This is a genomic window from Paractinoplanes polyasparticus, from assembly GCF_019710575.1.
Lineage (GTDB): Bacteria > Actinomycetota > Actinomycetes > Mycobacteriales > Micromonosporaceae > Actinoplanes > Actinoplanes polyasparticus.
Genome location: NZ_JAHWFK010000013.1, coordinates 333,255 through 352,811, shown reverse-complemented (window position 1 = coordinate 352,811; position 19,557 = coordinate 333,255). Strand labels below are relative to the sequence as shown.

General features: G+C 72.3%; 16 protein-coding genes and 1 pseudogene. 12 read left to right on the top strand and 5 right to left on the bottom strand.

Translation table 11 applies throughout. The features are described 5' to 3' along the window. Nucleotides 1-2: 2 nt before the first annotated feature. Both KXC43_RS16625 and KXC43_RS50860 read left to right on the top strand, forming a co-directional pair. Nucleotides 3-1,004 carry a coiled-coil domain-containing protein gene (locus tag KXC43_RS16625; protein WP_308129102.1) on the top strand — a complete coding sequence of 334 codons (1,002 nt, stop codon included), beginning with the start codon at nt 3-5 and terminating at the stop codon, nt 1,002-1,004. Nucleotides 1,005-1,051: 47 nt separating this feature from the next. Continuing rightward, a complete protein-coding gene (locus tag KXC43_RS50860) occupies nt 1,052-2,551 on the top strand; it encodes a fused MFS/spermidine synthase (RefSeq protein ID WP_255644137.1) in 1,500 nt (499 codons plus the stop codon). Nucleotides 2,552-3,157: 606 nt separating this feature from the next. Here KXC43_RS50860 and KXC43_RS50855 read toward each other — a convergent pair. Next, nucleotides 3,158-4,201, bottom strand: a pseudogene (locus KXC43_RS50855) (serine/threonine-protein kinase); the annotation flags it as partial. A 264-nt stretch (nt 4,202-4,465) separates the two neighbouring features. On the opposite strand from KXC43_RS50855, the gene KXC43_RS16615 reads away from it, so the two are divergent. From KXC43_RS16615 to KXC43_RS16595, 5 genes are all read left to right on the top strand, one after another. Continuing rightward, nucleotides 4,466-5,758 (top strand): MFS transporter, encoded by a 1,293-nt coding sequence (locus tag KXC43_RS16615; RefSeq protein WP_221376938.1) that lies wholly within the window; start codon nt 4,466-4,468, stop codon nt 5,756-5,758. A 118-nt stretch (nt 5,759-5,876) separates the two neighbouring features. Further along, nucleotides 5,877-8,018 carry a RecQ family ATP-dependent DNA helicase gene (locus KXC43_RS16610; RefSeq protein ID WP_221377110.1) on the top strand — a complete coding sequence of 714 codons (2,142 nt, stop codon included), beginning with the start codon at nt 5,877-5,879 and terminating at the stop codon, nt 8,016-8,018. Nucleotides 8,019-8,061: 43 nt separating this feature from the next. Further along, entirely contained in the window at nt 8,062-8,367 is a 306-nt protein-coding gene (locus tag KXC43_RS16605) for a metal-sensitive transcriptional regulator (protein ID WP_221376937.1), read from the top strand. Nucleotides 8,368-8,410: 43 nt separating this feature from the next. Beyond that, nucleotides 8,411-8,623: a heavy-metal-associated domain-containing protein gene (locus KXC43_RS16600; RefSeq protein ID WP_221376936.1), complete on the top strand. Its 213-nt coding sequence runs from the start codon at nt 8,411-8,413 to the stop codon at nt 8,621-8,623. Next, nucleotides 8,616-9,659, top strand: coding sequence for a DUF8832 domain-containing protein (locus tag KXC43_RS16595; RefSeq protein WP_255644136.1), 1,044 nt, complete (start codon nt 8,616-8,618; stop codon nt 9,657-9,659). Before KXC43_RS16600 ends, KXC43_RS16595 begins: the two co-directional genes overlap by 8 nt. Before the next feature lie 3 nt (nt 9,660-9,662). Here the strand turns inward: KXC43_RS16595 and KXC43_RS16590 are convergent, their stop codons facing one another. Further along, nucleotides 9,663-10,805 carry a class I SAM-dependent methyltransferase gene (locus tag KXC43_RS16590; RefSeq protein WP_221376935.1) on the bottom strand — a complete coding sequence of 381 codons (1,143 nt, stop codon included), beginning with the start codon at nt 10,803-10,805 and terminating at the stop codon, nt 9,663-9,665. Between the two features lie 133 nt (nt 10,806-10,938). Here KXC43_RS16590 and KXC43_RS16585 point away from each other — a divergent pair, with 133 nt between their 5' ends. Together KXC43_RS16585 and KXC43_RS16580 are read left to right on the top strand one after the other, a co-directional pair. Then, the gene (locus KXC43_RS16585; RefSeq protein WP_221376934.1) at nt 10,939-11,613 is read left to right on the top strand and encodes a biliverdin-producing heme oxygenase; all 675 of its coding nucleotides are present in this window, start codon (nt 10,939-10,941) and stop codon (nt 11,611-11,613) included. Further along, nucleotides 11,610-11,909: a DUF2470 domain-containing protein gene (locus KXC43_RS16580; protein ID WP_221376933.1), complete on the top strand. Its 300-nt coding sequence runs from the start codon at nt 11,610-11,612 to the stop codon at nt 11,907-11,909. Before KXC43_RS16585 ends, KXC43_RS16580 begins: the two co-directional genes overlap by 4 nt. Nucleotides 11,910-11,955: 46 nt before the next feature. Here KXC43_RS16580 and KXC43_RS16575 read toward each other — a convergent pair whose 3' ends face one another. The 3 genes from KXC43_RS16575 to KXC43_RS16565 form a co-directional block, all read right to left on the bottom strand. Then, entirely contained in the window at nt 11,956-13,773 is a 1,818-nt protein-coding gene (locus KXC43_RS16575) for a DEAD/DEAH box helicase (protein WP_221376932.1), read from the bottom strand. A gap of 256 nt (nt 13,774-14,029) precedes the next feature. Continuing rightward, the gene (locus tag KXC43_RS16570; protein ID WP_221376931.1) at nt 14,030-14,254 is read right to left on the bottom strand and encodes a DUF3107 domain-containing protein; all 225 of its coding nucleotides are present in this window, start codon (nt 14,252-14,254) and stop codon (nt 14,030-14,032) included. A gap of 37 nt (nt 14,255-14,291) precedes the next feature. Continuing rightward, nucleotides 14,292-14,951, bottom strand: coding sequence for a TetR/AcrR family transcriptional regulator (locus KXC43_RS16565; protein WP_221376930.1), 660 nt, complete (start codon nt 14,949-14,951; stop codon nt 14,292-14,294). Between the two features lie 232 nt (nt 14,952-15,183). On the opposite strand from KXC43_RS16565, the gene KXC43_RS50850 reads away from it, so the two are divergent. From KXC43_RS50850 to KXC43_RS16550, 3 genes are all read left to right on the top strand, one after another. Further along, nucleotides 15,184-17,532: a hypothetical protein gene (locus KXC43_RS50850; RefSeq protein WP_308129101.1), complete on the top strand. Its 2,349-nt coding sequence runs from the start codon at nt 15,184-15,186 to the stop codon at nt 17,530-17,532. Then, a complete protein-coding gene (locus tag KXC43_RS16555; protein ID WP_221376929.1) occupies nt 17,529-18,491 on the top strand; it encodes an alpha/beta hydrolase in 963 nt (320 codons plus the stop codon). Before KXC43_RS50850 ends, KXC43_RS16555 begins: the two co-directional genes overlap by 4 nt. A gap of 100 nt (nt 18,492-18,591) precedes the next feature. Continuing rightward, the gene (locus KXC43_RS16550; protein WP_221376928.1) at nt 18,592-19,467 is read left to right on the top strand and encodes a DUF3152 domain-containing protein; all 876 of its coding nucleotides are present in this window, start codon (nt 18,592-18,594) and stop codon (nt 19,465-19,467) included. Nucleotides 19,468-19,557: the final 90 nt, after the last annotated feature.

The window sequence follows — 19,557 nt, the reverse complement described above, 5'->3', positions numbered from 1 at the left end:
CCGTGGCGGCGGTTTTCCAGCGCCGGCTCAGCATCGTGCTCGCGGTGGTCGTGGCGTTTCTGCTGGTGGCACCCGTGGCCGCCCACGCCGACCCCGACGAGGGCGACGACAAGACGCTGCGCAACGCGCTCGAGTCCGCGGCCAAGGGCCAGGCGACGGCGATCCAGAAACTGGCCGCGTCGAAGAAGCGGGCCGTGCAGCTCCAGACGACGGTCAAGCAGGCACAGGCCGGGGCCAAGGCGATGGAGAAGCAGGTGGCCGAGATCGCCACCCGCTCGTACCGCCTGGGCCGGCCCAACACCATGTCGATGCTGCTCGACTCGACCTCGCCCGACGCCTTCCTCGAGCGCATCGAGCAACTCGACATGATGGCCCAGTTCGACTCCAAGGTCCTGATCCGCTACCGCGAGACCCTCGACAAGGCCGAGGCGGCCAAGGCGGCCATCGACAAAGAGGTGCGCGAACAGAGCAAGCAGGTCGCGGCGCTCACCAAGAAGAAGAAAGAGGCCGAGCTCGCCCTGGCCAGCGTGGGCGGGGGCGCGGTCGCGGGCGGTTTTGTCTCGGGCAACTCGCCGCTGGCCAAGCCGGCGCCACGCAACTCCGACGGCTCCTGGCCCGACGAGAGGTGCACGATCAAGGACCCGACCAGCTCGGGCTGTCTGACGCCGCGCACGCTGAACGCCTACAAGGAAGCCAAGGCGGACGGCTTCACCCGCTACACGGTCTGCTGGAGCCAGCGGAACTCCGGTGAGCATCCCAAGGGCCGGGCCTGCGACATGTCGTCCAACGCGACCACCTACAAGAACTCACCGGCAACCGGCGGGGACAGAGCGTACGGCGACCGGCTGGCCAATTACTTCGTGAAGAATGCCAACCGGCTCGGCGTGATGTACGTGATCTGGTTCCGGCAGATCTGGTTCCCGGGCGACGGGTGGCGAAGTTACAGCGGCAGCGGCGGGGCGTCGGCCGAGCACACCAACCACGTCCACGTGTCGATGCTGTAAGTCGGGTCCCAGGCGACTGCCAGGTTCGGGCGGCTAGCATCCGGCGGATGGGAAACCCGCCGCCGCGCGCTCTGCCGTCCGGCCTCGCCACCGCCCTCGTCTTCGGGTCGAGCGGGGCGGTGCTCGTCCTGGAGATTCTCGCGCTGCGCCTCGTGGGGCCCTACGTCGGCGTGACGCTGCAGGTGAGCAGCTCGGTCATCGGCATCTCGCTGGCCGCCATCGCGTACGGCTCGTGGCTGGGCGGCCGGCTCGCCGACCGCTACGACCCGCGGGTGCTGCTCGCCCCGGCGTTCCTGCTCGGCGCGATCGGCACGGCCGTGACCCTGCCGCTGGTGCGGTTCGGCGGTGAGGTGCTGCGCGGCGGGGCCGCCCCGGCGGTATTGCTGCTGGCGGCCCTGGCCGTCTTCCTGCCGGCGTTCATCCTGTCGACGATCACGCCGCTGGTGGTCAAGCTTCAGCTGAGCGACCTGAACCGGACGGGCTCGGTGGTGGGGCGGCTGTCCAGCATCGGCACCCTGGGCGCGATCACGGCCACGCTGGCCACCGGCTTCATCTTCGTGGCGGCGGTGCCGTCGAGCTGGATCATCATCTCGCTGGCGGTGCTGCTCGCGGTCGCGGGCGGTCTGCTCGGGTGGTGGCTGCGCCGGACGGGGGCGGTTCTTCCTGGCAACCCCCGGACGCGAGCCGTCCTGGCCTCGGTCGGCCTGGTCGGGGCCGGTCTGGGCGTGGCGTCGCCCAACCCGTGCGACGTCGAGACGGCCTACCACTGCGCGCAGGTGCGGACCGATGACTCCGAGCCCGGCGGCCGCGATTTGATCCTGAACTCGGCGCGGCACTCCTACGTCGACCTCGACGACCCGCGAAACCTCGAATTCGCTTACATCCAGTGGATCGGCGCGGTGGCCGACGTGCTGCCGACCGGGCCGGTGGCCGCGTTGCACCTGGGCGGCGGGGGCTTCACCATGCCCGGCTATCTGCGCGCCACCCGTCCCGGCAGCGATCAGCTGGCGATCGAACTGGATGGCGGACTGGTCGGCCTCGACCGCTCGAAGCTCGGCCTGCGGACCGGTCCCGACCTTCGCGTGAGGGTGGGGGACGCCCGTGTCGGCGTGGCCGAGCAGGCGACGGAATCCTTCGACTTCGTGGTAGGTGACGCGTTCGGTCACCTGACCGTCCCGTGGCACCTGGCCACGAAGGAGATGGCGACCGACATCGCGCGGGTGCTGCGGCCCGGCGGCATCTACGTGCAGAACGTGATCGACTACCCGCCCGACCGTTTCATCCGGGCCGAGCTGGCGACGGTGGCGGCCGCGTTTCCGCACGTGGCCGTGATCAGCAGTGCGGAGGCACTGGCGGGCGAGGTGGGTGCCAACTTCGTCATCATGGCGTCGAAGTCACCGCTGCCCGAGGCCGACGTCAGCCGACGCGTGGCCAAGGTCGCCGACCCGGCGGTGGTGCTGACCGGTGAGCCCCTGGCCGAGTTCATCGACGACGCCCGCATCCTGACCGACGACTACGCGCCGGTCGACCAGCTCCTGGCCGGATAGTTCGGCGTCGCCAGCCGGCTCACGGGGCCTGTCCCGGCGGCTGGCCGGTATGTTCGCCGTTACCTCGGCCCGGCATTCGATGCCGTCGAGGGCGAAGGCGAGCGGCAACGGGTTGTAGTCGCGATACTTGCCACGCAGCGTGAAGGACTGGAGCTTGCCGTGACCCCTCGCGGTCACCTTCCGGCCCTTCTGCGTGACAGTCTTCGAGGTGCCGGTGAGCTTCTGGGTGCCCGGGTACGAGAACTGCACCCGCCACGAGCCCGGCGCCGAGGTCGCGACCGTCAGCTGGGCCTCGTAGCGGCGCCCCGAATCCTGCCGCAGCTGATAGCGGACCGCGCACCGGCTCTCGTCGCCTGGCCCACCGGCCACCACCGCGCTGCCCGCGGCCTGCGCTCCCGGCACCTCCGTAGTTTCCCGGCTCACTGCCCAACCGACGCCGGCCGCTGCCATCACGGCCAGGGTCACCAGCGCGGCCTGGGCCCGGTGCCGCCGACGGAAGAAGCCCAGCGTGTCCCCGGTGAGCAGGCCGCCGCCGACGTGCCCACCCTCGAACAGTCCGCCGCCCAGCGGCCGCGCCCCGCGCAGCCGCAGGGCCGCCCCGACCTTCAGACCGGCCCGCAGGCGCAGCATCCGGACGGCGGGCCGCGGCCCCGGCGTACCGCCCGGCAAGCCCAGGTAGGTGAGCAGCGAGCGACCGAGTCCCGGGCGTCGCCGCGGCACCACCGCCGGCGGCCCGGCCGAGCCCCGGACGCAGGCGGGAGCGTCGGCGGCCCGCTCGACCACCGTCGGGATGATCGGCCGGACGCCGACGGTGGCTGCGAGGTCGCGGGCCACCTCGGCGGCGCCGGGACGATCAGCGGGGTCCTTGGCCAGGCAGCGCAGGCACAGCTCGGCGACGGCCGGCGGCAGCCCGGGGATGGCGGGCAGCGGATCCGGGTCGGCGTACAGGTGGGCACGCAGTGCCTCGGCGGTGTTCTCGGCCGGCCACGGGTGATGGCCGCACAGGGTGCGATAGAGCAGCAACCCGAGCGCGTAGACGTCGGTGGCCGTGGCCACCTGTGACCCACCGAGCCGCTCCGGGGCCAGGTAGGCCGGGGTGCCGAGCAGGCTGCCGTCGGGGGCGGCGTCGCGCTGGCCGACGATCGCCGAGATACCGAAGTCGACCACCTTGGCGCCGCCGCCGGTGAGCATCACGTTGGCCGGGGTGACATCACGGTGCACCACCCCGCGGGCGTGCGCCGTGGCCAGGGCCGAGGCCACCTCGACGGCGACTGTGACCGCGTCCCGCCACGGCAGCGGTCCCTGCCGCATGATCCGGGCCGACACCGACTCGCCGTCGTTCAGCTCCATCACCACGTACGGGACGGTCAGCCGATCGTCGAGCGGTGACTCGCCGAAGTCGAAGATCCCCGTGATGTGCGGGTGGCAGAGCCGGGCGGCGGCGAGCGCCTCCTGCCGCAGCCGGTCGCGGAAACTCCGGTCGTCGGCCAGCCGGGGCGAGAGCACCTTGACCGCCACGGAACGCCCGAGCGTCTCGTCGTAGCCGCGCCACACCTCGGACATGCCGCCCGTGCCGAGCTTCTCGACCAGTCGGTACCGCCCACCGATACGAAGGGAGCCGAACTGACCGTTTCGCTCCGTCCGCCCCATGTGCCGATTGTGACCCGAGGGGCGGGCCGCACGATGCCGGTCCGCCGAAACCCGTTCCGCTCGTGCCTGATTGCCGGATTCCGGCTAGGCTCGGCGCGATCAGTCCCTGCCGGACGGAGGGTTCGCATGCAGCACACCTCGGTGACGGTCTTCGCCTCGACGCGAGGGCGTCTCTCGGCCCGCTAAGTCCGCCGGCGGGCTCAAACGCTTCTCCTCGCCTCGGGGCGGTCGCTTCCGACCGTTTCTTCGCTCGAGGAGTTCCTTTTGCGTGCCCCTTTCGCCGCACCCCTGGGTGCGGATTTCTGGAAGCTCTGGACGTCGTCCGCCGTCGCCAACCTCGGTGACGGCATCACCATGGTGGCGGGCCCCCTGCTCGTCGCCTCGATCACCACCAACCCGGCCGCCGTCGCCGGCGCGGTCCTCGCCCAGCAGCTGCCATGGCTGCTGTTCGCGCTGATCAGCGGGGCCTGGGCCGATCGCCTGGACCGCCGCCGCCTGGTCGTGTCGGTCAATGCCCTGCGGGCCGGCGCCATGGCCGTACTGGCCCTGGCCGTGGGTTTCGACGTGGCCACCGTGCCGCTCATCCTGACCGTGTTCTTTCTGCTCGGCACGGGTGAGACCCTGGCCGACACGGCTTCGGCGGCGTTCGTTCCCGCGATCGTGGCCGAGCCGCAGCGGCCGCGGGCCAATTCCCTGCTGTACGCCAGTTTCAACGTCCTCAACCAGTTCGCCGCCAAGCCCCTGGGCGGTTGGTTGTTCGTCGTGGCGGGCGCGGTGCCGTTCGCCGTCAACGCCCTGACGTTCGCGCTGTCCGCCGCCCTCATCGCCACCATCCGAGCCATCACCCCGGCGCGCTCCCGACCGTCGCCGGTGGACGCGGATGCGGCGCTTGCGGCGGCCGAGCCGGACGGTGTGCGCCGGCCCGGTCTGTGGTCCGAGATCGTCGAAGGCATGCGGTGGTTGCTGAAGCACCGCCTGCTGCGCACGCTGGCGGTCACCATGGCGGTCGGCAACGTGGTGTTCTGCGCCGCCTTCGCCGTCTTCGTTCTCTACGCGACGCGCGTTCTCGGCCTCAGCGACGTCGGCTACGGCGTGCTGCTCGTGGCCTTCGCCGCCGGTGGTCTGCTCGGCACGCTGGTGGCGCCGGCCCTGATCCGCCGGGTCGCCACCCCGCTCCTGCTGCGGACCGGTCTGGCCGTCGAGTGCGCCCTGCATGCGACGCTGGCACTGAGCCGCGAGCCGTGGGCGGTCGCCGCGATGATCGTCGTCTTCGGCATCCACACCACGGTCTGGGGCGTCGTGGTCACCACGATCCGTCAGCGTGACGTCCCGGCCGCCATGTACGGCCGGGTCACGAGCGTCTATTCGTTCCTGGAACTGGGCGGGGCGGCGCTGGGCTCGCTGCTGGGCGGGGTCGTGGCCACCGCGTACGGCCTGGTGGCGCCCTATTGGCTCGCCACCGTGGCCATGGCTCTGGTGGCCGCAGCCGCCTGGCGTCCCCTCCGGGCCGCCACACTCCGCAGTTCCCCGGAGCCGGAGGCAGCGACCAGTCCCTGACCTCCATCCTCGCGCCGGTGGGCCCGATTTTCCGCTGCCTGTGGACAACGGGCCCACCTGTGGACAACTCCCCGTTCTGTCGGACGGGCCTGATAGACATGGCCCCGTGACCGAGACGATGCCAGCCGCCAGCCCAGCCGACCGAGCCGCCGTGCGCGAGCGGGCCGAGGCGGTGCTGCGCCGCCTCGCCGGCGACCGCGCGGTGCTTCGCGAGGATCAGTGGCGCGCCATCGAGGCGCTCACCGTCGACCGTCGTCGTGTGCTCTGCGTGCAGCGCACCGGTTGGGGCAAGTCCGCCGTCTATTTCGTGGCGACGGCCCTGCTGCGCCAGGGCGCCGCCGACGGCCCGCCCGCCGGCCCCACGGTCATCGTGTCCCCGCTGCTCGCCCTCATGCGCAACCAGGTCGAGGCCGCGGCCCGGGCCGGCATCACGGCCCGCACGATCAACTCGGCCAACCTCGACGAGTGGTCGCTGATCGAGGCCGAGATCCGCGCCGGCGAGGTCGACGTGCTGCTGATCAGCCCCGAGCGGCTCAACAACCCCGACTTCCGCGACAACGTGCTCCCCGGCCTCGCCGCCGAGACCGGCCTGCTCGTGGTCGACGAGGCGCACTGCGTCTCCGACTGGGGTCACGATTTCCGCCCCGACTACCGGCGCCTCCGCACGTTCCTGGCCGGGCTGCCGGGCCGCACGCCGGTGCTCGCCACCACCGCCACGGCCAACGCCCGGGTGACAGCCGACGTGGCCGACCAGCTCGGTGACGCGCTGGTGCTGCGCGGCACGCTCGAGCGCGACTCCCTGCGGCTGGCCGTGCTCGACCTGCCCAACCCGGCCCATCGGCTGGCCTGGCTGGCCGACCATCTCGACCGGCTGCCCGGCTCCGGCATCATCTACACGCTCACGGTCGCGGGCGCCACCGAGACGGCCGACTTCCTGCGGTCGCGCGGCTTCGCCGTGGCGTCCTACACGGGCCAGGTCGAGGACGCCGAGCGCCGCGCCGCCGAGCAGGACCTCCTCGACAACAAGATCAAGGCGCTGGTGGCGACGTCCGCGCTGGGCATGGGCTTCGACAAGCCCGACCTCGGCTTCGTCGTGCACCTGGGCGCGCCGCCCTCACCGATCGCGTATTACCAGCAGGTCGGCCGGGCCGGCCGGGCCGTCGAGCACGCCGAGGTGGTGCTCCTGCCGGGCGCGGAGGACGCGGCTATCTGGCGCTACTTCGCCTCGCTGGCCTTCCCTCCGGAAGATCAGGTGCGCGCCGTGCTGGCCAACCTCTCCGGCGACCGGCCGATGTCCACCCAGGCCCTCGAGCCGCTGGTCGACCTGCGCCGCAACCGCCTCGAGATGATGCTCAAGGTGCTCGATGTGGACGGTGCCGTCCGGCGGGCACGCGGCGGCTGGCTGGCCACCGGCGAGCCGTGGACGTACGACTCGGCCCGCTTGCGCCGGGTCGCCGAGGCCCGATCGGCCGAGCAGAAGACCATGATCGAGTACGCCTCGACGGATTCCTGCCGCATGGAATACCTGCGCCGGTGCCTCGACGATCCCGAGGCCAAGCCGTGCGGCCGGTGCGACAACTGCGCCACCCCGCTGTTCGACGCCGAGGTGTCGGCCGGCGCGCTGGCCGCCGCCGATGCGTTCCTGGGCCACCCGGGCGTCGTGGTCGCCCCCAAGAAGATGTGGCCGACCGGCCTGGCCGCCGTCGGCGTCGGGCTCAAGGGCAAGATCCCGGCCGGCGAGCAGATCGAGCCCGGTCGCGCCGTCGGCCGGCTCTCCGACCTGGGCTGGGGCAATCGGCTGCGCAGCCTGGTCAGCCCCGAGTCGCCCGACGCCTCGATCCCCGACGAGTTGGCCACCGCCGTGGTCGAGATCCTGAAGGACTGGGCTCACGGCGACGACGCGTGGGCGCAGCGCCCGGCCGCGGTGGTCGCCGTCGCCTCCAGCCGTCGCCCCGAGCTGATCAGCAGCCTGGCCGCCCACATCGCGAAGGTGGGCCGGCTGCCCTTCCTCGGGGCGGTCGCGGTGACCCATGCCGCCGGTTCCGACGCGCGTGGCAACAGCGCCCAGCGTGTCCGCGCCCTGCACGACGCCTTCACGGTCCCGCCCGAGGTGGCCGCCGAACTTCGCGCCGTGTCCGGCCCGGTCCTGCTGGTCGACGACCTGGTCGACTCCGGCTGGACCATGACGTTGGCCGGTCGCGCCCTGCGCCGCGCGGGCGCCGAGGGGGTGCTGCCTCTGGCGCTGGCCGTGGCGGGCTGACACCTCTCGGGCGGCACATACGGGGTGGGGGTATGCTGGCATCATGTCCGACGAGTCCGCACCGCAGCACGGTCCGCATGGTTATTCGGGTGACAAGGCTGCGCTGCTCGGCCGCCTCCGGCGCATCGAGGGGCAGATCCGTGGTCTCCAGCGCATGGTCGACGAGGACACGTACTGCATCGACGTCCTGACCCAGATCTCGGCCGCCAAGAGCGCGCTTCAGGCGGTGGCCGTGGGGCTGCTCGAGGATCACCTGGCCCACTGCGTCGTCGACGCGGCCCGGGCCGGCGACCCGACCGCCAAGGTCAAAGAGGCGTCGGACGCGATTGCCCGGCTCGTCCGTTCCTGAGCCGGAGCCCGTCGGCGAGAACCCCGTTCTGAAAGGCATAACCATGGCTGTGACCAGCACCTACACCGTGACCGGGATGACCTGCGGGCACTGCGTGCAAGCGGTGACCGGCGAACTGTCGGCCCTGCCCGGCGTGGACGACGTGCAGATCGATCTCGCCTCGGGCGCGGTCACCGTGACCAGTGAGGCCCCGCTCGCCGACGACGCGGTGCGCGCGGCGGTGGACGAGGCCGGCTACGAGCTTGCGAATGCCTGACGCCTCCCCGGGCGACGCGGGTCCGGCGGTCTCGGTCGACGAGGCCGTCGCCGCCGAGGGCCCCACCAGCGAGACCCCGGTGGGGGACAAGGCCGGTTTCCGGCTGGCCGCCTTCGGGGCGGTGCTGGTCGTGGTGCTCTTCGCCGGTTACGGGCTGGGCCGGCTGAACAACTCGACGACCTCGGCCTCGGCGCCGCCGGCGGCGGAAACGCAGACCGGGGCGGCCATGCCGGGCATGGCCATGCCCAGCACGGCTGTCGACGAGAACCAGCCGCACGCCCACAACGCGGACGGCAGCTCTGTGCAGGCAGGGGCCGCGATGCCGATGGGGGCGGCCGTGGGCGGGCTCTCGCTCAGCTCGGGCGGGCTCACGCTGGCGCCCGAGGCGACGACCTTCCCGGCCGGGCGGACGCAGCCGCTCCGCTTCCGGGTGGCCGGGGCGGGGGGCGCGCCCGTCACGACGTACGCGGTGGTGCACGACAAGCCCCTGCATCTGATCGTCGTGCGGCGCGACCTGACCGGGTTCCAGCACCTGCACCCGACCATGGCGGCCGACGGCACCTGGGAGACGGACCTCACGCTGGCCGAGCCGGGGATCTACCGGATGATCGCCGACTTCACCGCGATCGTCGGCGGGCAGCAGGTGGCGACCACCCTGGGCAGCGACCTGACTGTGGCCGGGGATTACACGCCGCGGCCGCTGCCCGCTACGGCGCGCAGCGACAACCCGGACGGCTTCACCGTCTCGTACGAGGGCACGCCCGGCACCGAGGCGACGCAGCCGCTGCTGATGACCGTGACCGGGGCCGACGGCAAGACGGCCAAGCTCGACCCTTATCTGGGCGCGTTCGGCCACCTGGTCGTCATGCGCCAGGGCGATCTCGCCTACGTGCACGTCCACCCCGAGGCCACGCTGGTCGACGGCAAGGTGAAGTTCTGGCTCACCGCCCCGAGCAGCGGCAGCTACCGCCTGTTCTTCGACTTCCAGGTGGCCGGCCGGGTCCACACCGCGGAATGGTCGCTGAAGGTCGACTAGGGCCTACCGCAGCATCTTCTCGAGGGCCGGGGTCACGCCCCACTCGCTGGTCAGCGCCTCGTACTCGGCCTGCTGGGCGGCCGTGGGCGGCGTCGATGTGCGCCGGGACCGCAGGAGCAGGTTGCGCGGGGTGTGTGCCGAGTCGATGAACTCGACGACCTCGACCTTGTAGCCGTTCAGGCGCAGCAGCGCGGCCCGCAGCGAGTCGGTCAGCACGTCGGCGAAGCGCTCCCGCATGATCGCGTGCCGGGTCAGCTCGCCGAACGGGGCCGGCGCGGGGTGGCCCTTGAGCTGCGCGGCGATGTCGTGGTGGCAGCACGGCGCGGCCAGCACCCACTGCGCCTGCCACTCCACGGCCCGGGCCAGCGCCTGGTCGGTGGCGGTGTCGCAGGCGTGCAGGGCGAGCACCAGGTCGGGCTCGAACGGCAGTGTGGCCTCCTCGATCGTGCCGGCCACGAAGGTGACGTCGTCGGCGCAGCCGAGGGAGGCGGCGACGGCGGTGTTGCGTACGCGCTGGTCTTCGCGCACATCGACCCCGACGACCTGGACCGGCACACCGCGCCCGGCCAGATAGCGGTAGGCGGCGAACGTCAGATACGCGTTGCCGCAGCCCAGGTCGACCACGCGCAGCGGCGACGGCAGCTCGTCGGGCAGCGTGGCCGCCAGCGCTCGCAGGAAGGCGTCGATCTGCCGCCGCTTGGCGGCGTTGCCGCCGATCACCTCGAACAGCGGGTCACCCGGGTCGAGCAGCCACTGCTTCGGCCGGTCGTGGCCGTCGGCAGGCACGCCCGCCGGGCTCGACGGGGCCGCCCGATGTACCTGAGCGTCACCCTTCTTGGTCACCCGGAGTTGCAGCGTGACCGAGGCGGTCTCGACGTGCCAGTTGCCGAACGGCTCCGCGAGCAGCTCATCGACGGCGGTGGCCGCCTCGTCGCCGGGGGCGACGTTACGGGTGAAGGGTCGTGCGCCGTCGTCCGTCACGATCTGGAGTCGTGGCCCACCCTTGAGTGTCACCGGCCGGATCTCGGCCCGGGTCACCGAAGGGGTGAAACCACGGCGGCGGCCCGCCGCGACGGCACGGGTCAATCCGGGCGTCAGCAGCAGATCTCGGACCTCGGACAGGGCGTCGGCGAGCTGTTGTGGCATGTCTCCATTCTGCCGCGCGCTTTCCGGAAACCCACGCGGCGTAAGATCCCGCCGCACACGCGGCGTGAGGTGCTGTCGGTGGCCGGTGGATCCACGGATAGGCTGACCAGGCCGGGAAAGAGGTGCCTGACCGATGTCGTTGATGGCCGATCCGCCGGGGACCGACCGGCTTTCCGTTCGTGTGCGCCGCAACACAGTCGGTGCGCATGACGCGGCCCAGCGCAGCGGCTTTCTCGACTCGCTGGCCGCGGGTCGGCTGCCGTGGGAGGCGTACGCCGACCTGACCGCGCAGCACTGGTTCATCTACGAGGCGCTCGAGTCGGCCGCCACCACGATGGCCGACGACCCGGTGGTCGCCACGTTCCTCTTCCCCGAACTGCGCCGGCTGCCGTCCCTCGAGGCTGACCTGCAGTTCCTGTACGGGCCGCGGTGGGCCGACCACCTGTTCGCGCTGCCCGCCACCACGACCTACTGCACGCGTCTGCGCGACGTGGCCCACCGCGCGGCCACCGGTTTCGTCGCGCACCAGTACACGCGCTACATCGGCGACCTCTCCGGCGGGCAGTATCTGGGCCCGGCGATCGCCCGGTCCTACGGTCTGCCCGCCACCGACGGCCACCGCTTCTTCGTCTTCGCCGGCGTCGACCCGATGTCGTTCAAAGACCACTACCGCGTCCTGCTCGATTCGGTGCCCTGGTCGCGCCCCGAGCAGGACGAGTTCATCGCCGAGGTCAACGAGGCCTACCGGCTCAACATCGGCGTCCTGAGTGAGCTCCAGAGCCGCTGGTCCCAGGGAGTGCAGACGTGACAGATCCGTTCCCGCCCGAGGTGGCCGAGCAGATCGCCCGGCACATGAACGACGACCACGCCGCCGACAACGTGCTGATCGTGCGCGGGCTCGGTGGCATGCCGTCGGCCACCGCGGCTCGCATGTCCGGCCTGGACGCCGACGCGATGGAGTTCCACGCGGTGGTCGACGGCATCGAGGTGCCGGTGCGCGTCCCGTTCTCCGAGCGCCTCACGGAGCGCCGTCAGGTGCGCGCCGAGGCCGTCCGCATGTACCGCGACGCCTGCGCCGCGCTGGGCCTCGAGCCCAACCATTAGAAAGCCCTCCAACCCGTCAGGGCCGAAGGGCTTTCCCGTACGAACGTCAGGCGGTCGTGCCGACGCCGGCTTCCGATCCGCCGCTCATGTCGGCCGGCGCCGCCTCGGCCGCGGCCGACTCGGAACCGGAGCCACGGCTGCCGCGCCCGCCCCGGCGCCGCCGGCGGCGAGGGGCAGTGGGGTCCGACTCGTCGGACGATTCGGGTGCGTCGCCGGATTCCGCGGAGTCGTCGGAGAACTCCGGGGTCGCCACGCGACGGCGGGACCGCGTACGCGGAGCGGCCGCCGGGGCGTCGCCCTCGGTCTCGCCCTCGGACTTGGCCGGAGCGTCAACAGCCGTCCCCTCGGCGCCGGCCGGGGCGTCCTCGGCGACACGGCGACGGCGCCGCTGCCGCTTGGGCCGCTCGCCGCCCTCGTCGTCGGCGGAGGAGGTGCCGGCGGGCCCGGACGAACCGGAGGACGCGGGTGCGGAACCGCCACGGGGCCTGCCGCCGCGGTCGTTGCGGGTCCGGCCACCGGTCTCGCGGCGACCGCGGCGGCTGGCGCCGCCCAGGTCTTCCTCGATTTCGGCGGACAAGCCCACCCGGCTGCGGTCAGCGGTCGGCAGCGTGCTGGTCACGTCGGTGGGGATGTCGAGGTCGCTGAAGAGCGCCGGGCTCGTGTGGTAGGTCTCGGGCGGCTGCGGCATGCTCAGCCCCATCGACTTGTCGATGAGGACCCAGCGCGGCATGTCCTCCCAGTCGACGAAGGTCACCGCGACGCCGGTCGCGCCGGCCCGGCCGGTGCGGCCGATGCGGTGCGTGTAGGTCTCGGGGTCTTCCGGGCAGTCGTAGTTGATCACGTGGGTGACGCCGGAGACGTCCAGGCCACGGGCCGCGACGTCGGTGGCGACGAGCACGTCGATCTTGCCGCTGCGGAACGCGCGCAGGGCCCGCTCGCGGGCACCCTGGTTGAGGTCGCCGTGCACCGCGGCCACCGCGAAACCGCGGAAGTCGAGATCCTCGGCCAGCCGGTCGGCGGCCCGCTTGGTGCGGGTGAAGATCATCGTGAGGCCGCGGTCGCGCGCCTGCAGGATGCGGGCCACCATCTCGACCTTGTTGAGCGGGTGGGTGCGGTAGACGACCTGCTTGGTCAGCGGCGACGGACCGCTGTCGGTGGTGTGGCCGGCGTGGATCGTCACCGGGTGGCGCAGGAAACGGCGCGACAGGGCGACGATCGGGTCGGGCATGGTCGCCGAGAACAGCATGGTCTGCCGCTCGCCCGGGATCATCGCCAGGATCTTCTCGACGTCCTCGAGGAAGCCCAGGTCGAGCATCCGGTCGGCCTCGTCGAGCACGAGCGTCCGGACCGTGTCGAGCTTGAGCTGCTTCTGCTTGGCCAGGTCGAGCAGGCGGCCGGGCGTGCCGACCAGGATCTCGACGCCCTTCTTGAGCACGTCGACCTGCGGCTCGTAGGCCACGCCGCCGTAGATCGGCAGGACCCGGATGCCGCGGGTGCTGCCGGCGGCGGCGAGGTCGCGGGCCACCTGGAGGCCGAGCTCACGGGTGGGGACGACGATGAGCGCCTGCGGGCGGCCGTCGGCGCCCTCGGAGGGGGCGGTCACGCGCTCGAGCATCGGCAGGCCGAAGCCGAGGGTCTTGCCGGTGCCGGTCGGGGCCTGACCGATCAGGTCGGTGCCGCGCATGGCGATCGGAAGGGCGTATTCCTGGATGGCGAAGGCGTGGGTGATCCCCGCCTTGGCCAGCGCTTCTACGGTCTCGGCGCGGACACCCAGCTCGGCAAAGGTGGGGCTGTCCGGGCGGACCGGCGCGCGGTTGGTCACTGGTACCAGTGCGGGTTCGGTGATCTCGATGTTGTCGGTCATGAAGTTTTACGGGTGCCTCTCGTGGTGCGCCCGTCGAAGTCTTTGGGCGCGGTCTGGATAGGGCGCGGGCCACACGCTCGCTGGAAAAAGCGGGCCGCACGCGCGGGTTGCCGCGGCGATCGGTAGAGATCGACGTCGACGGCAACGGCCCCAGTCTACCCGACCGGGGGATCGCGCACCTCAGAGCGGACTTCGACCGGAAAGCACGCGGAGGGCGCCCCCGATGGGGACGCCCTCCGCGACTGCGGCAACTAACTCAGCGCGTGGTGAATCCGAACGGACGCGGGTTCGAATCGGCGATCTCCACGTAGGCCACCTTGGCGATCGGGATGATCACCTTGCGGCCCTTCTCGTCGGTGAGCGACAGCACGCTGTCCTTGGCCATCGCCTCGGTCACGGCCTGCTCGACCTCCGCCGGGGTCTGCGCGCTCTCGAGCACCAGCTCACGCGGCGTGTGCTGCACGCCGATCTTGACCTCCACGGGGCCCCTCCTTCTCGCGGTACTACCGCTGGCAAGGCTATCCGATTTCGGCCGTGGTGCCGCCCGATGCACCGCCCTGGAGGGGGAAGCTGGCGATTCCCCGCCAGATAAGCGCAGCTACGAGCGCTTCGGCTTCAGCTTTAGGCGTACGCCGCCCGCTCGCCAGCCAGAACTGGGCCGACTGCCCGGCCGCTCCGACCAGGCCCGACGCGAGCAACCGCGCCGCGTCACCCGACAGGTTCGTGTCCGAGATGATGGTGTCGGTGACGGCGGCGATGCAGCCCTGCTCGACCCGTTCGACGCGCTGGCGCACCTGCGGATCGTTGCGCAGGTCGCTCTCGAAGACGAGCCGGAACGCCTCGCTCTCGTGGTCCATGAAGTCGAAGTACGCCCGGACGGCGCCCTTGACCCGTTCCTTGTTGTCGGCCGTGGCCAGCATGGCGTCGCGAACCTTGGCGATTATCGCGTCGCAGTGTGTGTCCAGCAGCGCCAGGTAGAGCTCGAGCTTTCCCGGGAAGTGCTGGTAGAGCACGGGCTTGGAGACGCCGGCACGCTCGGCGATGTCATCCATCGCCGCCGCGTGGTAGCCGTGCGCGACGAAGATCTGCTGAGCCGCCGCGAGCAACTGCTTACGGCGTGCGGAGCGAGGCAGACGGGTGGGACGCGCCGTCTGAGCTCCACCGGACGCAGCGGTCATGTCTCTCGAACCTCCAGGGGGTCGGACCCCATTCGCCGGCGCGGATTGCCCGGATCGGCGCGTGATGCTGTCGATGGGCAATTGTCGCGCCGCTGCAACTTATCGCCACTGCAAGCACACGGTAGCCTCAGCGGGGGCAAGCGAGGAGCGCGCGGTGGATGAATCAGGGCATTCCGGAGACGCCGGAGCCGCAGACAGCGGCAACGGCGCCGATTCGCGTGAGCGCGCTCGGGTGAACGGTTGGGCAACCTCAGACAGTCCCTGGTCCTACCCGGGCTCCACGGTCGACACCGAGGCCGACGTGCCGGCCTGGCGTCGCCCGGGCGCCGAGACGCGCTCGTTTCCGCGTAATCCGGCATTTCCCTCGTCGGCCGTGCCGGTCTCCGCGCTGCCCGCCTCCAGCATTCCGGCGCCCGCCCCGGCCCCGCCCGGTTTTGTCGACGCCCGGAAAAGCGGCGAGATTCCCCCGTCCGTGGAATCCGCAGCGGGCGGTTCCCGGTGGGACAGGTCCCGCTTCTCCGAGCTGCTGAACCCGACCACGCAGCCGGGCGAGCAGCCCCGCCCCGCGTCCCTGCGCCCGGCCGAGCCGGCCCCCGCGCCCGCCCCCGTCTCGCCCCCACAGTCCTCCGCCGCCCCGCGGGAACCCGGGTTGACTACGGGCGACCGCCGCGAACCGGGTTTGAACACCGGCGCCCGCCGCGAGCCCGGTTTGAACACCGGCGCCCGCCGCGAACCCGGCCTGACCACGGGCTCCCGTCGCGAGCCCGGCTTGAGCACCGGTTCCCGTCGCGAGCCCGGCTTGGGCAGCGGCAGCGTGACGCCCGGCCCGGGCAGTGACGACATTCCGCCGGCCCGGCCCGCGTCGCTGCGCGCCTATGACGTCCCGACGCCCAACAGCGCCCCGCCCTACCCGTACGAGGGCGACCTCGACGACGCGCCGCCCGAGCCGGCCTCCCCGGTCGTCCACCAGCGGGCCGCCGTCCCACTGGTGCGCCCGGCCACGCCCGGCGGCCGGCGCGCCGACTGGGGCACGGCCGAGCACTCCACGACCGAGCCGCCCCGCCATGCGCTGAGCGGCGGCACCCCCGTGCAGGGCGTGCCGCGGGTGGCTTCCGACGAGCCCGGCCCGGCCCGGCCGGCCTACGACCCGTCCAGCTTTCCGCGCCGTCTGTCGTACGAGCCGCCGGCGCCCTACGAGTCGCCGAACAGCTTCGACGCCGCCCGGCCGTACGAACCCAAGCCGTACGACCCGGCCGCGCCCTATTCGGGTTTCGGTGAGAGCCCCGCGCGTCTCGACCCCCCGGACGAGCCGAGCACCCTCGGTCTTCCCCAGCGCGTCCCGGCCCAGCCCGACGTGCCCAAGGGCGTCCCCGAGCCGCCGCTGGTGGAAGCCACCGCGGAAACTCCCGCTCTCGCCCGCATCGCCACCCATCTGCGCCGCGGCGACGTGCTGCCGGTCCAGGAAAGGCAGGAAGGTTTCGACGTGCAGGCGATCCTGGCCGCGGTGCGTGAGGTCGAGGGGGTGCGCGACGCGTCGCTGCGCCAGACCCCGACCGGTGCGCACAGCCTGCGGCTGGATCTCTCCGAGGGCGCCGACCCGGCCGAGGTGAGCCGGCGGGTGGCCCGCCTCCTGCAGGACCGCATGGGCCTCGACGCCGCGATGCCCGGCGAGGCTCCGGCCGCGCCCGCCTCCGCGCCGGTTTCGCAGTCGGCCCTCGTGCCCCGCAGCCGTCCGGCCGAACCCGCCCCGGCACCCCCGATCTCGGCCCCGCCCCTGCGGTCGTCGCTCGCCGATCTCTACGCGCCCGCCCAAGACCGGGCGGAAGAGACCGCGGCCCGCGAGCGCGAGGCTCGTGAACAGGAAGCACGCGAGACGGCCGAGCGGGAACGCGAGGCCCGCGAGAAGCGCGAGCGTGAGGCCCGCGAGACCCGCGAGCAGGAAGCCCGGGAGCGTGCCGCCCGCGAGCTCGAGGCCCGGACCCGCGAGCGCGAGACCAGGGAACGCGAGACCCGGGAACGCGAGACGAAGGAGCGCGAGGCTCGCGAGCGTGAGGCTCGCGACCGTCATGCGGCCGCGGCCCGCCTCGTCCCCGAGGCCGAGGAAGCGGCCGAGGTCGTACCCACCGGCTCCGAGTTCGGGCCGCCGCGCCCGCTCTATCCCGGCGAACACCCCGGCCCGCGCATCGTCATCGAGAACGTGCACGTCAACACGTTCGGTTCGGACGCCACGGTCGAGGTCCGGCTCACCGTCGGCGCCCGCACCGCGTCCGGCGTGGCCAGCGGACCCGCCGTCGACGGCTACCTGCTGCGCCTGTGCGCGATGGCGACGGCCGGGGCGGTCGACGAACTGCTGGCCGAGTCCGACCACCCCGACGGCCCGGCCCGCTGCTTCGTCGAGCACGCGGCCGCTGTGCCGTTCGGCGCCGCCCAGGTCGCCGTGGTCGTGCTGCTGCTCTCGTGCGGCGGCTGGGTCGAGCAGCTGGCAGGCTCGGCTGTGGTCACCAGCGACGACCGGCACGCCATGGTCCGGGCCACGCTGGCCGCGGTCAACCGCCGGCTTGAGGCACTCTTGTCTCGATGAGAGGCGCCAACCTGGCCCCCGACAGCTCGCTGCTGCCGGAGGGCGAAGCACCGGATCCCTGGCCCGCGCGACGGGTCACCGTCGGCGGGGCGATGCTCCATGTCCGCGACACCCCGGCCACGCGGCCCGAGGCCGAACCGGCCGTCTACGTGCACGGACTGGGCGGGTCCTCGCAGAATTTCACCGACTTCGCGGGCCTGCTCGCCGACCGGTTCGACGCCCGGGCGGTCGACCTGCCAGGCTTCGGCTACAGCGACCCGAGTCCGCGCTACTCGATCGGCTCGTTCGCGGGCACGCTGATCAGCTATTTCGAGCACGACGGGCGGGGGCCGGTCCACCTGGTCGGCAACTCGCTCGGGGGTTCGATCGCGGTGCGCGTGGCCGGTCTGCGGCCCGACCTCGTGCGTACGCTGACGCTGGTTTCCCCGGCCATGCCGTTTCTCGATCCCCGGCGTACGGCCCAGGCCCGTGCCCTGCCGTTGCTGGCGCTCCCGCGGGCCGACCGCGTGCTCGGGTGGGCGTTCTCGCGCCTGACCGCCGAAGAGATGGCCGAGCAGGTGCTGGCCGCCTGTTTCGGCGACACCCGCAAGGTCTCCCCGCAGCGTCGCGCCGAGGCGATGGAAGAGATCAGGCTGCGCTACACCGTGGAGCACTATCCCAAGGCCTACCTCGGCACGCTGCGCGGGCTGGTCTCCAGCTTCTTGCGTGCCTACCTGCCGGGAGCGAACTCGCAGTGGCGGCTGGCGGCCCGGGTCCAGGCGCCGACGCTGGTCGTCGGCGGGCTGAACGACAAGCTCGTCGACCCGCGGGTGCCGATGCAGGTGGCCCGCGCGATCCCGGACTCCCGCCTGCTGATGCTGCCCGGTGTCGGCCACGTCGCCCAGATGGAGGTCCCCCGCGTGGTGGCCCGGGCCGTGGTGGGCATGCTCGACGAGATCAACTCCCCGGTCGGGCGCTAGGTTCTGTTTCGTAGTTGGGGTGGGAGCGAGGCGCGACGCGGATCTCATAAGATCCAGCAGGGCCGGACACCGTTCAGCCCGATATGCGACGCTGGCGGCGATGATCGACGAAGCCGTTGCGCCACCCGCCCTTCGCCCGCCATCCGGCCCGGACCGGTGGCGTAAATGGTGGCTGGCCGCCTTCGCGCTGATCATCGTGGCCGGGGCCGGTTTCGCGGTGGGCCGGCGCATCGAGCAGGACCCGGCTCCGGTGGCGGTCCCGCCCATTGCCGTGCCGGTCATGTCGTCGCCGCCATCGCTGTCGCCGCCACCCTCGGCTTCGTCGCCGCCACCCTCGGCTTCGCCGTCGAGAACCCCGCCGAAGCCCGTCCTGCAACTGCCGGGCGCGGTGCCCACCCGCGGTTCCGGCCAGTTCGCGTACGCCGCCGGGCGGGGTCCCGTCGTGGGCAGCAAGGGCCAGCTCCGGCGGTTCCGGGTGGCCGTCGAGAAGGGCAGCAACGAGGACGCGGCCGACTTCGCCGGGCAGGTCGCGGCCACCCTCGGGGACCCGCGCAGCTGGACCGGCGGCGGGCAGTGGCGCCTGCAGAAGGTGGGCGGCGCCGACCCGGCCGACTTCACGGTGTATCTCGCCACTCGGGAAACGGCCGGCCGGATGTGCCTGATGGGCGGCACCAACATCCGGGTCGGCGGGCGCCCGTACACGTCGTGCCGGGCCACCGGAAAGGCGATCATCAACCTCGACCGGTGGCGGCTCTCGGCGACCCCGTACGTGACCGCGAAGGTTCCCCTCTCGATCTATCGGCAATATGTGATCAACCACGAGGTCGGCCACGAGCTGGGGCACCACCATCAGGGGTGCCCGCGGGCCGGCGGCCCGGCTCCGGTCATGGTGCAGCAGACCCTCACGCTGCGCGGCTGTCACGCGTACGCGTGGCCGCGCCTCAAGGGAAAGGCGCTGACCGGCCCTTCTCTGTGAACGGCCAGGAAAATTCCCGCGTCCCGCATGCCGGGCCTATGGGTAACGTCATGGCCGATCGCGGCCGTCGCGAGTGACAATGGTGGGCGA

Excerpts from the sequence above, each read along its gene's own strand:
- KXC43_RS50860 (WP_255644137.1), top strand. The coding sequence starts at position 1,052 with ATGGGAAACCCGCCGCCGCGCGCTCTGCCGTCCGGCCTCGCCACCGCC.
- KXC43_RS16610 (WP_221377110.1), top strand. The coding sequence starts at position 5,877 with ATGCCAGCCGCCAGCCCAGCCGACCGAGCCGCCGTGCGCGAGCGGGCC.
- KXC43_RS16605 (WP_221376937.1), top strand. The coding sequence starts at position 8,062 with ATGTCCGACGAGTCCGCACCGCAGCACGGTCCGCATGGTTATTCGGGT.
- KXC43_RS16600 (WP_221376936.1), top strand. The coding sequence starts at position 8,411 with ATGGCTGTGACCAGCACCTACACCGTGACCGGGATGACCTGCGGGCAC.
- KXC43_RS16595 (WP_255644136.1), top strand. The coding sequence starts at position 8,616 with ATGCCTGACGCCTCCCCGGGCGACGCGGGTCCGGCGGTCTCGGTCGAC.
- KXC43_RS16590 (WP_221376935.1), bottom strand. The coding sequence starts at position 10,805 with ATGCCACAACAGCTCGCCGACGCCCTGTCCGAGGTCCGAGATCTGCTG.
- KXC43_RS16585 (WP_221376934.1), top strand. The coding sequence starts at position 10,939 with ATGTCGTTGATGGCCGATCCGCCGGGGACCGACCGGCTTTCCGTTCGT.
- KXC43_RS16575 (WP_221376932.1), bottom strand. The coding sequence starts at position 13,773 with ATGACCGACAACATCGAGATCACCGAACCCGCACTGGTACCAGTGACC.
- KXC43_RS16565 (WP_221376930.1), bottom strand. The coding sequence starts at position 14,951 with ATGACCGCTGCGTCCGGTGGAGCTCAGACGGCGCGTCCCACCCGTCTG.
- KXC43_RS16555 (WP_221376929.1), top strand. The coding sequence starts at position 17,529 with ATGAGAGGCGCCAACCTGGCCCCCGACAGCTCGCTGCTGCCGGAGGGC.
- KXC43_RS16550 (WP_221376928.1), top strand. The coding sequence starts at position 18,592 with ATGATCGACGAAGCCGTTGCGCCACCCGCCCTTCGCCCGCCATCCGGC.